Annotated in this window: 15 protein-coding genes; 4 read left to right on the top strand and 11 right to left on the bottom strand. The window is 64.8% G+C overall.

Going from position 1 to position 12343, the window contains the following annotated elements; all coding sequences use genetic code 11:
- The first annotated feature begins 203 nt into the window (after positions 1-203).
- Positions 204-374, top strand: a complete 171-nt coding sequence (locus ESP51_RS20495; RefSeq protein WP_164990378.1) for a hypothetical protein — start codon at positions 204-206, stop codon at positions 372-374.
- 18 nt (positions 375-392) lie between these two features.
- Here the strand turns inward: ESP51_RS20495 and ESP51_RS03090 are convergent, their stop codons facing one another.
- On the bottom strand, positions 393-704 hold the full coding sequence (locus ESP51_RS03090) for a hypothetical protein (RefSeq protein WP_129519419.1): 312 nt from the start codon (positions 702-704) through the stop codon (positions 393-395).
- Positions 705-790: 86 nt separating this feature from the next.
- Positions 791-1111, bottom strand: a complete 321-nt coding sequence (locus ESP51_RS03085) for a hypothetical protein (RefSeq protein ID WP_164990377.1) — start codon at positions 1109-1111, stop codon at positions 791-793.
- Positions 1112-1387: 276 nt separating this feature from the next.
- Here ESP51_RS03085 and ESP51_RS03080 point away from each other — a divergent pair, with 276 nt between their 5' ends.
- Positions 1388-1693, top strand: coding sequence for a hypothetical protein (locus ESP51_RS03080; RefSeq protein WP_129519417.1), 306 nt, complete (start codon positions 1388-1390; stop codon positions 1691-1693).
- Between the two features lie 100 nt (positions 1694-1793).
- On the opposite strand, the gene ESP51_RS03075 is transcribed toward ESP51_RS03080, so the two are convergent.
- The 8 genes from ESP51_RS03075 to ESP51_RS03040 form a co-directional block, all read right to left on the bottom strand.
- Entirely contained in the window at positions 1794-2786 is a 993-nt protein-coding gene (locus ESP51_RS03075) for an ATP-dependent DNA ligase (RefSeq protein WP_241842942.1), read from the bottom strand.
- A 204-nt stretch (positions 2787-2990) separates the two neighbouring features.
- Complete coding sequence (locus ESP51_RS03070; protein ID WP_241842941.1) at positions 2991-3860, bottom strand: MT-A70 family methyltransferase; 870 nt, start codon at positions 3858-3860, stop codon at positions 2991-2993.
- 58 nt (positions 3861-3918) lie between these two features.
- Positions 3919-5196 carry a 5-methylcytosine restriction system specificity protein McrC gene (locus tag ESP51_RS03065; protein WP_129519416.1) on the bottom strand — a complete coding sequence of 426 codons (1278 nt, stop codon included), beginning with the start codon at positions 5194-5196 and terminating at the stop codon, positions 3919-3921.
- Between the two features lie 68 nt (positions 5197-5264).
- The gene (locus tag ESP51_RS20490; protein ID WP_164990376.1) at positions 5265-7076 is read right to left on the bottom strand and encodes an McrB family protein; all 1812 of its coding nucleotides are present in this window, start codon (positions 7074-7076) and stop codon (positions 5265-5267) included.
- Between the two features lie 119 nt (positions 7077-7195).
- Positions 7196-7744 carry a hypothetical protein gene (locus tag ESP51_RS03055; protein WP_129519415.1) on the bottom strand — a complete coding sequence of 183 codons (549 nt, stop codon included), beginning with the start codon at positions 7742-7744 and terminating at the stop codon, positions 7196-7198.
- Between the two features lie 91 nt (positions 7745-7835).
- Complete coding sequence (locus ESP51_RS03050; RefSeq protein WP_164990375.1) at positions 7836-8711, bottom strand: BglII/BstYI family type II restriction endonuclease; 876 nt, start codon at positions 8709-8711, stop codon at positions 7836-7838.
- A gap of 436 nt (positions 8712-9147) precedes the next feature.
- Positions 9148-9675 carry an RNA polymerase sigma factor gene (locus ESP51_RS03045; protein WP_129519413.1) on the bottom strand — a complete coding sequence of 176 codons (528 nt, stop codon included), beginning with the start codon at positions 9673-9675 and terminating at the stop codon, positions 9148-9150.
- Entirely contained in the window at positions 9672-10325 is a 654-nt protein-coding gene (locus ESP51_RS03040; protein ID WP_129519412.1) for a hypothetical protein, read from the bottom strand. Before ESP51_RS03040 ends, ESP51_RS03045 begins: the two co-directional genes overlap by 4 nt.
- Before the next feature lie 210 nt (positions 10326-10535).
- On the opposite strand from ESP51_RS03040, the gene ESP51_RS03035 reads away from it, so the two are divergent.
- Entirely contained in the window at positions 10536-10835 is a 300-nt protein-coding gene (locus ESP51_RS03035; RefSeq protein ID WP_129519411.1) for a hypothetical protein, read from the top strand.
- Between the two features lie 41 nt (positions 10836-10876).
- A complete protein-coding gene (locus tag ESP51_RS03030) occupies positions 10877-11521 on the top strand; it encodes a hypothetical protein (RefSeq protein ID WP_129519410.1) in 645 nt (214 codons plus the stop codon).
- A 278-nt stretch (positions 11522-11799) separates the two neighbouring features.
- Here the strand turns inward: ESP51_RS03030 and ESP51_RS03025 are convergent, their stop codons facing one another.
- Entirely contained in the window at positions 11800-12261 is a 462-nt protein-coding gene (locus ESP51_RS03025) for a DUF1643 domain-containing protein (RefSeq protein ID WP_129519409.1), read from the bottom strand.
- Positions 12262-12343: the final 82 nt, after the last annotated feature.

Raw genomic sequence — 12343 nt, 5'->3', positions numbered from 1 at the left:
CTGTGGCGCACGTCGCCGCCTACGTCACCGCGAAGGCCGCTCGCATCACAGGCGACGCGAAGCGATCCGAACCCTTCGCGGCAAGGCTGTTGCTTGGAGCGATCGTGCGGTCTGGGTGGAGTTCACGCTGCACGACGGGTCGACTCACCGCGCCTGGGTATGGGCGTCGGCTGTCGATCGCATCGACGGAAGGAGCGGGCGTAATGCGAATAATCGGGACGATCCGATCAACCGAGACGCGGCAGATCGAAGTCGACGCAGATAGCTACAACGAGGGCCGGCGGCGGGTCGAGGCGCAGGTGCCCGAAGGGTGGCAGCTGCTCTCGTGGCGCGTCGACCGCAGCGCGCCCAGCGTCGAAGCTATCGACTCTTGACCCCGGCCGGCAATGCAGTCAGATCGACAATCTCTGGGCGTTTGAACTCGCTGTGCTCGGGGTATGGATCGGATACGTCGCAGCATGGCCGCCTTGCGGGGCATGGGCCGCAATGTACTCGTAGTGCACCCGCTCGCAAGCCTGGCGAAGCGTGCCGCCGTAGCCGATGAGTTTCCCGCGGAACTCGGTTCGATACTTCGGTTCGCCACCGACTCTGACGAGCCGGATCACTCCATACTCGCGGCCCTCCGGGTCGAGCATCCGCCACGTCAAGATCGGGCCTTCCACCGCGGCCAGGAGCGGATGCCAACGGGGTGCGTCACGGGCCATACTGGGCTCCTCTCAAATCGGGGAGCGCGCCGGCCCGCGCAGGACCAATTCTACGATCGTCCCGCCTACAAGGGCGTTGTTAGGGGTCAGGAGTAGTCGAGGATCGTCTGCTCGCGAGACGCCAAGTCGATCGCCAAACGCTCGCGCATGCGACGGCGTCGCATACGCCACGCGAGGATCGTGCTGGACATCCTGGTAGCGATTTGCGCCCGTTCCTCGAAGCCCCGTGCGACCGTGAGTCGGTACGCTTCCTCGGCCAGCCAGTACACCAAAACCCATTCTCGCCGCGGCAGCACCTCGAACAGCGATGTCGTGGCCTGCACGATCGCGACGTCTGGCCTCTTCCAGCGCCGCAGCAGCCGCGGCATCGTTTCAACGATCGCGACCCGCTCGAGGCCGGTCTCCAAGCGAGCGAACACCGCAGCTCGGCGATCACTCGATGCGCGGCGCGCGCGAAGCCACTCCGAGATCGCGTACGTCAAGGCTGCGGCGAACGCGGGGATGCCGGCGGCAAGCAGAGCGACAACCCAGGGTTCCATTGGGCGATGGTATCGCCACTGGGAGAAGTGACTGCATCGGTGCCGACCTGACCTCGTTCTGGGGTGTAGTCGACCGCGGGAAGTTCCCCCGGCCCCACGTAAAGCACCCATAGGGTTGGACGATCAACGTGGGTTGGGGCGAGCATGAGTCAGGTCAAGAGCACGAAGTGCTACATCGAGGAGTACGAGAACGAGCGGGGCCAGCTGAGCGCCCGCCTTCGCGAGAAGGCGACGGGTCGAAAGATCGACCTAGGCCTGACGACAGCGGGAGGCGTGCAGGACTTTCTTCGGTTCCTTGGCGCTGCGGGCGCGAACAAGCCCCTGATGCCGGATGTGTTCAGCAGGGACGGGGACGAGGACTGCATCGTCGTCTCGGGTGACGTTGATTTTCACGCGCCCGATGAGATCAGGTTCATCCACAACGAGAAGCTCTCATACCTGTTCGGCTGACGGAACGACCAGGCCAGCGCCTCACAGCGGGCTGACCCTCCGGTACCGTGATCGAGGAAGACACGCTCGCGGCGGTTGTCGTTTATGAGGTAGCCGGGCCTTACGTGGCAGGCCATTCGACCTCGGCGACGTCGAGCTCGGGACGTATACGGATGAACCGAACCGCGTGGCGGAACGACCGCCCTGAGAGTGCCACGTCGGCCGATACTTCGATGACTAACGGCTGAACGAGCGTGAGCCGCACAGGATCCCGGCCGGTGTTGAAGCGGTCGACCGCGCCAGGCGAGACGACCCCCGGCCACGGGTGCTCACCTTCGGGTGGCTGCAGGTAGGTCGAGAGCGTGCGCGCGACGTGCGGGGGGAGGGGCGTCGAGCGGCCGGCGATCCGAAGCTCGCCGGCGACAGGGAGGCCGACGACGACCGCCTCGGGCCTGCTCATCGGCCCGATCACTGCACCCGCGATGACGTCAATGGTGTCGCGGTGCTTCACCTTCAACCACTGACGTTGTCCACCTTCATAGCGTTGAGCGGCGCCCTTGACGACGATGCCCTCGATGCCGGTTGCCGGCATCGTCGCGAGCCAGTCGCGAGCCTCGTCATAATCCCGAGTAACGGGGGAGAGGTTCAGCGGCGGGGTCCACGTCGATGCAAGCTCCTCGAGCAATGCGCGTCGGTGCTGGAGGACGATCCCTCGCACGTCGCGTCCGGCGATGGCCAGGACGTCAAACGCGACATAGGATGCGGGCTGCGCATACGCGAGAGGGCCCACCTTGGCCGCCCCGGTGCTGAGACGTCGCTGCAGCGCGTCGAAATCGAGTCGGCCCGCATTCCACACAACGGCCTCACCGTCGACGACACATCCCTCCGGGATCTCGCCAGCAGCCACGGCCAGCTCGGGAAAGTACCGCGTTAGGTCTTTTCCCTGCCTCGACCAGAGATGTATCTCTGCATCTCGCACCAGAGCGATCCTGAACCCGTCCCACTTCGGCTCAAAGAAGCAGCCGCCCGGAAGCGCCGACGCACCAGGCAGCTCCGCGATCGCCCTCGCGAGAGCAAGCTCGGGTGAACGTCGCAACGATGCGGGCAAGCTCACGCCGCCAGCGTACGCCGCAACTACCCCGTCTCTTCGTTTCCGTTCCAGCTATGCAGCTGTGGCTCGGTCGACCACCAGTCCTCGTTGAAGCTCGGGGGCATCTGCAAGACGACTGACATGTAGGGAGGCTACTGCGACAGCCGCCCGGAAGCCGGAGTTTTCCACACCGGAGGTGTGCTGATGCTCCGCTGTCCGGAACGGCGCCTAGTGGGCCCCGCCGCGTGGGCGAAGATCCGCGCCCGCACGCTCGAGGAGGCCGCGTACGCGTTGAATCGAATACCCGGTCGTCTTCTGAAGGTCGCGAATGCTGAGGCCCGACTCGTAGAACGCGCGCAGTTGTTGCCCGAGCGCCTCGGCCACCTCGCCGTCGAGACGCTCGTAGCGAGCAACGGCTGGCGCCTCAATCTCGCCGCCCCCGTAGCCGCGGTGTACCCTGCCGCGCGGCTCGAGCTCCTCGTCCGCCTCGTCGCCCCATAGAATCCACCCCTTGCGGGCATGGCGGGAGAACATCTCAAGAAATGGGCCAGGTGAGCACGCCTCGATGAACGGATACTGCTCGTCGGGCTTGCGGCTGTGCTCGCGCTTGCGGGTCTCAATCATGTTGACCTGCGAGCGGGCCGGCGCCAGAGTCCGCATGCTTCCACGTACGCCGAACAGCAGGATCTCGGTTACGTTGCGGAAGTAGAACCCCACTCCGCGACCGTCGGGTCCGCCGTCCTTGCGGCGCTTCGCCCAGATGATGTTCGAGACATAGCGAAAGCCCCAAGCCTCCATGACCGCGATGCCCTCGGGAAGTAGGGCGTTCGGGACCCAAAGATAGAGATGCGCATTCTGCGCGACGACCTCACTCACGGGCAGAGCCTTGATGGCGTCGAGGTCCATCGTGCTGTACCGGTCGAGACGACGGTGCTCGGGTGCGACCTTGCCCGTTCGATTTGCGAAGCGCCACGGCGGGTCGGCCAGGATGGTCTTGAAACCACCGTCGACAGTTGGCAGCGGCGGGGCTTCAGATTCCTCGCGAAGCGGCTCGGCTCGCGGGCGGGTGGGCTCAGGCGCAGTCAGGGTCAGAGTCACGGCTTCTCCATTGGATCTTGGTCGTCAATAGATTAGATCTTGGAGCCGACCTCCGACATCAGGCTACCGGCGAGTCCGACCCCTTGGGGGAGCGTCGAAGCTCCGCGATGCGTTCGAGGAACGCGCCGACGTGCTCGCGCGCACGAGATCCGACGTCGATGAACGTCAACCAGATCGGGTCTCCCAGGCCTTCGACGACGTAAGGCTTGGGCAGGTCGGCATTGGGTGCCACTGCGACGGGGTAGATGAGCGCCACCGGGGCGCCCTTCCATGCCGCATGCTGACGGTAGGCGGCGAGCTGATAGAGGTCGCTTCGCGACACGCGAAGCCGAGGGCCGGTCGTGCTCTCGACGAGTTCGGTGTCCGTACCTCCAATGCCGAGAGCGTCCTTGTACTTCGCGTCGAGCACCAGCGCGCCGTCGTCACTGGCAAGTATGAAGTCGGGGTCGATGGTCGATGACCGCAGACGTGCCCCATTCGCGTCGTAGTACTTGGCAGTCGGCCGCCGCGCCGCGTCCATGGTGAAGTCTTCGCTTGCATCGAGGATGCCGCGAACGGCCTCCTGAAACAAGTGGGGCATGCTCCACAGAAACGAGTCCACCTGCGCCTGACCGAGGGTCTGACCGAGGAATCGGCCTTCGAGGAGGTCCCGCGTGGTCGCGAGGATGCTCTCGTAGTGCCGCTCCGGTCCCTTCGTGCTTGTTGCACGCAGCTGCCCGGATCCAATCTCGACATCAGTCACCTCGGCAAAGCGGGGCAGTGCCCCCGCCACGGCTCGGCGAACCGCTCGCCGCGCTGCAGGGACGGGCAATGTCATCGCGAGCTTCGCAACCCGACGCAAGCCCGCCTTTAGGACCCGGTTGTTCGCGGTGTCGATGGTGCGTTCCGTCACGACGCACGGAATCTCGTTCGCCCGTCCGGAGGTGAGGCTGCGCGCCATGTACGGGCCGATGAGGACGCGGCCGCGAACCCGACCATCGAGCGTAACGCGACGGCTGCGATAGGACCGGCGGAGCCACCGTGTAGCGAAGTCGTTCACGGACTGCACGTACCAGATAAGTAGCGTCGCGATGGGGTCGTTGTGCTGGCTATCGACGCCCACGCGTGCAGCGTCCGGTCGGCGTAGCGCCCCACTTCGCTGGCCGTAGGCGTAGTCCGCCAGGAAGACAAGGTCGGCACCCGCGAGCTTCGGCATGATTCGCACAGTCAAGTCGAGCTCCCGCGTCCGCGCGCGGGCGATGCCCGACAGCGCGTCCGCCTTCACCTTCCACCCGATGTCACCGGGCTGTTTGCTAACAGTCACGCCCAACGCCATCCAGAAGTCGTCGTCGACCAACTGGGCGAGCTCATCGTCGATGACGCTCTCGCCGTATTCGGTGAGAGTGAGGACTTCGACGCGTGGGCTCACCGCGGCTCGGTGTCTTCCTCGGTCGCTTCGTCGTCCGCCCTGGCATCGCCGGATTCGTTCGGCAGCGTCCCGACCAGCGCGGGCGCTGTTCGATCCAGAAGCGCGACACGCAGAGCATCCACTTGGTCGCGTGCGGGGGTGGCTGGGTCGATTCCCAAGTCTCCGACCAAGCGAGCTAGGTCGCCGTCGTCAAGCTCGCCCTCGAGCACATACTCGCCGAGCAGGGGGAGGACCTCGTAGACAAATCGCGAGGCGAGCTCGCGGAGTCCGGCATCGAGATCCACTGCCACACCCGAAGGCAGGTAGTAACTCGGGCCGACCTGGATGCCTGCCAAGGAGCCGCCGAGCGCATTGTGCACTGCGGCGAACATTTGCAGCGCCGCCGCGCGGTGATGCTCATCGACGTACCCGGTGTGACTCACGAGCGGGCGCTCGGTCGCCGGCACCGTGATGAAAACAAACCTGCGGCGTAGGGCATAGTCGATGACCGCGATTGAGCGGTCAGCCGTGTTCATCGTGCCGATGACGCTCAGGCTTTCGGGAATGGTGATGGAAGCGTCACCGTCCACCGAGTACGCCGTTGCGACGGGCTGGCCGCGGTACTCGAGGGCATACAACAACTCACCAAAGATGCTCGGGATGTTTCCGCGGTTCACCTCGTCAAGCACAAGCACGAGTTCGCAGTCAGAGCCGCGCGCTGCGAGTTCGACGCCGGCCGCGGCGATGAGGCTCAAAATGCGGTGCTGCGCGACGAAAGTCACGCCACCCGGCACTGGCTGAGCCGCGAGGGTCCGCACAAAGTCGTTGTACTCGTACGACGGGTGGAACTGCACGATGTCCCACAGCGCGGACAGCCCCAGCCGCTCCACCTCGTCCGCGATACGAACGGGTGTCCGCTCGCGTAGCGGCAGCGCGTCGAGGATCGCCTGCAGGCGGCTCTCCTGACGCCGCCCGTCGGTAGCCCAGTCAATGTATGCGGTCGCGAGGTGTGTCTTGCCCGTACCCGGGGGGCCCTGAAGGACGACCTGTCGTTTCGCGGTGAGCATCTCGGCGAGCTCGGCGAGCTCGGCGGGTACAGGTTTCCGCGCGGTCGCGGGAACCGGCATCCCCGCACCACGAGAGGCGCGGATGAACTCGTCACGGGTGAGGCCCAGCCAGTGGTTCGCACCGAGAGCCAACGCGAAGTCGAGTGTGTGAGCAGATGACGCCGGCGCGAATCGCGTGTCGTCCGCCCAGTATTCGACCCGGTTCTGAATGAGACGGAGCAGTGACGGGACAACGAATGCGGTCGGGAGGAACTGCTGCACTCCGACGATTGTCGAACCGGATCGTTCGGGGATGAAGATGCCGGCCTGGTGCATGTTTTGAAGGACATTGGTGATCGCCTTCGTCGCCGCGAAGTCGGAACGGCTGGCCAGCGCAATCGTGAGCGAGTCCTTGTTCAGAACCCCCTCGATGAACCGACCGTCCGCGTCGGTCAGCACTTCTCGGACAGCAGCCTCAAGTCGCTTGTCTGCGAAGACGAGCGCGCACCAAAGAAGGAGAGGACCCTCGGGGCGCCTGGCGCGTGCGGCGCTGAGCAGTTCGTCATCCTGCACGACCTCAGCCGCGGTAGCACTGACGGCCCGCGAGTTCGCCGGCCGTGGAGCGTACTGGACGACGTCGTCCCAGAGCGGTTCCAACAGTGGGTCCGCGTGGACGTCCTGAGCCGTGGTTGACCCCGGGACAAGTGCCGCCAGGTGGGCGAGTACGTCGGAGAAGTGGATGTATTTGGTCAGCGACAGCACGCCGAGAGTCCGAACTGGCATGTGCCCTCCTCACATTCGTGGCGGCCGCAAAATAGGGTCGCGAAGGCGACGTCGCCCCTAGGTAAACCTACAGCGGGGCGGTCAGGGCGCCGCTTCGCGCGGCGTGCGAGAGTCGGCGTCTATTGGGCGAAAGCATCGGCGAGGAAACGCCTCGCGTCGTTGGGCGCCATCTTGTAGCCGTCTTTCATGTTCGCGAAGGGTCGGCGGCCGAACTGTTCGATGTGCAGAGCGAGGAGAGCCTCTTCAACGTCGCCCACATCGAGATCTTCCGTCGCCCGCCAACCGACGAGCAGAGCCTCACTCGAGGGGAGTTGCCAGACGAAGCGCCCGCCGGCGTGCCCCGCTGACCGACCGCGGCCCTGCCGCGCATAGTCCCACAAGCGGTCCCTCAGCCCGTGCTTGCCCCCGGCTTTGCCTACGTAGACGACCTCTGCGTTATCGCCCCACGCCGTCTCGAGTACGTCGACCCCGACCGTCAAGGCCTTCCGCTTGTGCAGGCCACCGACGCTCTCAACGAGGAAAACGGGGCGCGGGCCGGGTTCGCGGACCACCACGTAAACGCCGTGCCGAGGCGGAAGGTCTCTCGATTCGAGTGCACCGAATGTCTTCCATCCCACGAACCCCAATCGCTCGAAGCCAGCCCGCGTCCACTCGATCTCTAGCCTCATTGCGTCAGATTATCGACCGCCACTAGTCCGAGACTCCTGCCCCTGACACCCGACGCTGTGCCCACCAGGAACAAGTGAGCGGCAATGCCCGCTATTGGTCCTCGAGGTCGTCGTCTGACCTAAGGAGTTCCGGTGCGATCGCGTCAGTGTGAACCAGCCCCATCCGATGGCCAAGGCGTTCTGGCGTGACGCCACGGTCTACGCTCCGCGCAAGGTTGCGAATCGCCATGTCCAGATCATGGGGCCAGTCGTAGAGCTCGGTCGTGATGGCAATCGCGAGAATCGGGCATCCACCGCCGTCACCGCGCTTGACTCGGGGAACGAGCTTTTCGAAGTTCGACGTCGTGCTCGTGCCGAGAGGATCGTTCGGCGTCTTCTCGATTCGCTGCGCCCACTCATTCGCCCAGGCCTCGCTTGGTGCGATCTCCTTGCTGCGCGCAATCGTGTCGACCCAGAGGTCCCGCATGCCGGTGACAGTGCGGGTGACGATCACCCCTGCGTCGAGCGCGCCGCCGTCGTAGAGCGCGCGGAAGTTACCGAAGTCTCGGTCGAGGTTGCCGTCCTTCGGGTTCCACTCGACGTCAAGCCCGATACGGCCCTTTACGTTGTCGATCTTGTGGCCGCCATACTCGTTGACGGTGCTGCGCCGCCTTTTCGCCCTCTCACCGGCTGCGCGGTACGGCTCAAGCGTGAGCGTGGTCGTCAGCTCCTGGTCGTACCTGCCTTCGCGCCAGCCAAGCTCTCGGAACGCCTCGTCGAGCTCGAGCGAGATCAGATGCTTCGACCCGCCAGGCCGGACGATGCGGTCTAGATCGAAGTAAAACGCTTCAAGAACACGACACAGGTCTTCGAACTCTTGAGGGTGCGTCGATCTGATCAACATCGCAGCGTTGCGTGTTTCAGCGAAACGGTACCGCTCCAGCAGCGGCTGGGGCATCACATCGCGCCAGGATTCGGTCAGTTCCACGACCACCACCGTACCGGCGTGCAGGTCGGCCCCACCTGAACGAGGAGTAGGCGCGCGGATCGCGGATTCGCGATGTTGCTCGGTACGGGCAAAGACCGTTGTCTTTTTCACATGACAACGAGCGCTACGAGCCAAGCAAAACCGGGTCTGATAAGGGCTGATGGTGAAGTGGCTTAATCGGATTTCCACAAAGCTCGCTTCGGATGACGAGGCGTTCAAAGCTCCACCACCGGGCATCCTCGGGCGACTCAAACGGAATCGCGATCTGCCGAGCGACCGTTGAGGTCAGCACCCCGATGGAAGTTCCGGTGCGGGGACCGAATATCGAGTGCGCCTCAGCCGGATGGCTCGTCGATGGGGCTGGGAAGGTAGGCCGTGATGTCGATCGATTGCGTCGGCGGCAGACTGGGGGCGGCGGGATCGATGGGGTGGGCGCTCACGTGTTGCTCCATTCGTGCTGGTAGTCGTGCAACTGGGTGCGGAGGTTAGTGCGTGCACGCTGGTAGCGTCCGCGGGCGGTGGATTCGGTGATCCCGAGGATGACGGCCGCCTGGGGGACGGTGAATCCGTCCCAGAGGACCAGCCGCACCAGTTCGGCCTGATCTGCCCGGATGGCGTCGAGCGCCGCTCGGACGTCGAGGGCCCGGTCGCCGGGTGCCTCCGGCGGGAGTGTGGCGAGGTGCTCTCTGAGCCCAGCGGTGAACCGGTGCCGACGCGCCGTGCCGCGTGCGGCGTTGGCGAGAACATTCCGGGCGATCCCGAATAGCCACATCCGCGCCTCCTCGTCGTCCACGGGGAGGCGGCTGCTGCGCCGGGTGGCGATCAGGAACGTTTCCCCGAGCAGGTCCGCCGCGTCAGCCGGGATCTCCACCCGTCGAGCGAAGTACGTGAGCAGGTCGGTCGCGTTGGCGGTGTACGCGGCCGTCAGGCGTTCGTCGCCGGCCTGACGACGATTGCCGATCATTCTGCGGTTCCGTCGTTCTCGGCGGCGCAGGGGCCCGCGGCGCCTTCGAGCGCGACGCCATCTTGGAGGTGGCCCGCCTCTTCGAACTCGGCGCGGATGCGATCGGCGATCAGGCTGGTTGCGGCGCCGGAGAGCGTTGCGGGCGGCGGGGTCATCGTGTCCGTGGTGATCGACTCCCGTTGCGCCTGGTCGCGCTCGAACGCCGTTTGGATCTCCTCGGCGGTGACCGAGGCGATGAGCGGATCCCAATCGTGCTCGGAAAGGAACCGTCGGGCTGCTTCGGTCCGACGGTCGGCCTCCTCATCGGGCACGGAGCCGTACTCGGGGGCGACTCGGATGAACACTTCACAGAGTCCGAGCTCGACGCCGTCATCCAAGTCAAACGTGCGTTGGGCGACGACATCAGGCGACCAACCCAACCAGTCGATGACCGCCGGTGAGGCCGCCGCCGCGCAGACACCGAGAGCCAAAACACCAAGCCCGAGGCCTGCGCCGCCGGCGAGCCGTCGCAACCGTGAATGCCAAGCACCCGGCCGGCCGCGACCAGCGACCGCTTCTGCCGCGACTGCGGCGGCGCGCTCGCTCGTGGCGGGGTTCGATCCCAGTGCGGGCGGCGCCGCCTCGCGTACGGCCTCGTCCAACCAGTCCATCGTTCTGCCCTCTCCTAGGGAATGCGCTCACAAAGGACATGTCCGCACGAGCCCGCCTCTTAACTCTGCGTGACCATAATCTTCATTGCAGCCGGATCAGTCGCGTTTGGAGCCCATACAGGTCAAGAAGGAGAGGGATCGGAAGCGCCGTGCCCTGCTCCGGCGGAACGTGGGAGGCTTTGAGCGCTCTGCATTCCGAGGGGAGGCGCGATGAAGCCGGATTGGAGTCAGCTGCTCTTGGGCGGCTGCGGCTTGGCGCTCGTTGGGGTCGGTCTCGTCTTCGCCGCACTGTTCTCGCACTCAAGCCGGGTGTTTGCCGTCGACCATCTTGCCGGCACCGAGCATCATGACCTCATGGTCCAGCTCAGTGCTGCCACGCCGGGCGAGCGCTCGCTTCTCATGCTCGGCGCGCTGACTCTGATCTGCGGGCTGCTGCTCCTGGTTCTCGGGTGGATTCAGCGCTCGAGGTCCAAGCGTCATTCGCTTGGAGCGACAACAGCATCGCACTGAGGGATCCCCAGTTGCGAACCTGACACTGCGAGACTTTGCAGGTGATCGCAGATTCCGTGCCTTGGCGTGAAGAGCTATTGAAGGTTGCCGCCGCGCTCGAGCGGCGTTCCGAGATGACGCGGTGGACGACACGAACCGGCTTCCTCGTCGAGCGCGACCTCTTGGTAGGCATGTTCACTATCCGGCGCTTGATCGAGTCCGCGAAGACGTCCTCTTTCCTGCCACGGGAGCGAGTTTCGCTGGGGATGCACCCGCTCAAGGATCGTGTTCCCGGAATTTACGACAGGTGGTCGTATTGGGAGTACTACGACATGGAGTCGAAGCGCCAAACCGAGCTCACCGTCCATGAACTCATCACCTTGTTTATCCATTCATTTGTGCTCGAGTTCTATCCCTCGTCAGAGCACGGGCCGGCGATGATCTGGGTGGTGTCCGACCGCGATCGGCACAAGTGGCTTTATTCGATCCCCTTCGAGCCGCTCGTAGGGCTTTTCAGGCGAGTTGGTCACGAGGACGTCATCTACTTTGAGGGGGGATGGGACGAGACGGCGACGAGATTGTCGCAGCACGACTACGTAGAGGCCGGGCTGGCGCAATACGACCCATACCCGTTCGCAGACACGACCGCCACGCGCGAGCAGATCGTTGCTGCATTCCCGCCACTCCTGCGCCAAGTAGAGCGATGAGAGACGGCGGCGACACGATGGTTGCATCTGTTCCATTGCGGGGGAGGGGCTTGGAATCGCGCAAATTCTGCAGGTTGTGGATTTGCTGATGGTGAAGTCCCTTAATCGAACTTCCACAAAGCTCGCTCGGACTTGAAGCGAGCGACGAGGCCAAGCAGCTCGGGATCGAGATGGGAACTCCGTGGTTCCAGCTCGCCGCGCAGGCGCCCCGCTGGGGTCTCTGGCACCGCTCGAGCAACTACAAGCTCTACGGAAACCTCAGCGCCCGCGTCGCACGGTTACGGCATCCACTCGATCAGCGGCGCATCGCCGAGCACGTAGAGCGGATGCGTCGGTTGTCCACCCTCGTTGATCCCCAGCGCGTGGAGCGGCGGCAGGAGCGCCACCGCCTGGGCGACGCGCTCGGGGTCGGCGATGTTGCCCCACCCGGCGACGACGGTGCCGGTCGCACCTGCGAGCACGCGATCGTTCTCCGGTCCCACCGGGTCAGCCGCGGCCTTCATCAACTTCGGGGACTTGGTGCGGAACGCGTACAGGTTGAGGATGACCATGCCGCCGTACCCCTCGCGCGTCGCGAAACTCACGCACCGCCGCAGTGTCGGATCGAGCTGCTGCGCGTCGGCGGTGCTCGGGTTCAGTAGCACGAATGTGATCGTCGGCAGCGCTTCGTCCCAGACGCGCGTCAGCGAGTAGCGGTAGTCGCCGCGGATGTCCGCGGTGGCGGAAACGAACTCAGTCATTAGCCCTCTCTCGGTCAGATCATATGGTCAGCGAGCGACAGGCACGTTCATCCAGAGAGTGATTCATATCGGTCAACACTCG

It is taken from the genome of Agromyces albus (assembly GCF_004134825.1).
Lineage (GTDB): Bacteria > Actinomycetota > Actinomycetes > Actinomycetales > Microbacteriaceae > Agromyces > Agromyces albus.
The sequence above is the reverse complement of the archived record's forward strand: the minus strand, read 5'-3'. Positions and strand labels throughout refer to the sequence as shown.

Coding starts and splice junctions, on each gene's coding strand:
- ESP51_RS20495 (WP_164990378.1), top strand. CDS start 204: ATGCGAATAATCGGGACGATCCGATCAACCGAGACGCGGCAGATCGAA.
- ESP51_RS03090 (WP_129519419.1), bottom strand. CDS start 704: ATGGCCCGTGACGCACCCCGTTGGCATCCGCTCCTGGCCGCGGTGGAA.
- ESP51_RS03080 (WP_129519417.1), top strand. CDS start 1,388: ATGAGTCAGGTCAAGAGCACGAAGTGCTACATCGAGGAGTACGAGAAC.
- ESP51_RS03045 (WP_129519413.1), bottom strand. CDS start 9,675: ATGATCGGCAATCGTCGTCAGGCCGGCGACGAACGCCTGACGGCCGCG.
- ESP51_RS03035 (WP_129519411.1), top strand. CDS start 10,536: ATGAAGCCGGATTGGAGTCAGCTGCTCTTGGGCGGCTGCGGCTTGGCG.
- ESP51_RS03040 (WP_129519412.1), bottom strand. CDS start 10,325: ATGGACTGGTTGGACGAGGCCGTACGCGAGGCGGCGCCGCCCGCACTG.
- ESP51_RS20490 (WP_164990376.1), bottom strand. CDS start 7,076: ATGCCAGTTCGGACTCTCGGCGTGCTGTCGCTGACCAAATACATCCAC.
- ESP51_RS03055 (WP_129519415.1), bottom strand. CDS start 7,744: ATGAGGCTAGAGATCGAGTGGACGCGGGCTGGCTTCGAGCGATTGGGG.
- ESP51_RS03025 (WP_129519409.1), bottom strand. CDS start 12,261: ATGACTGAGTTCGTTTCCGCCACCGCGGACATCCGCGGCGACTACCGC.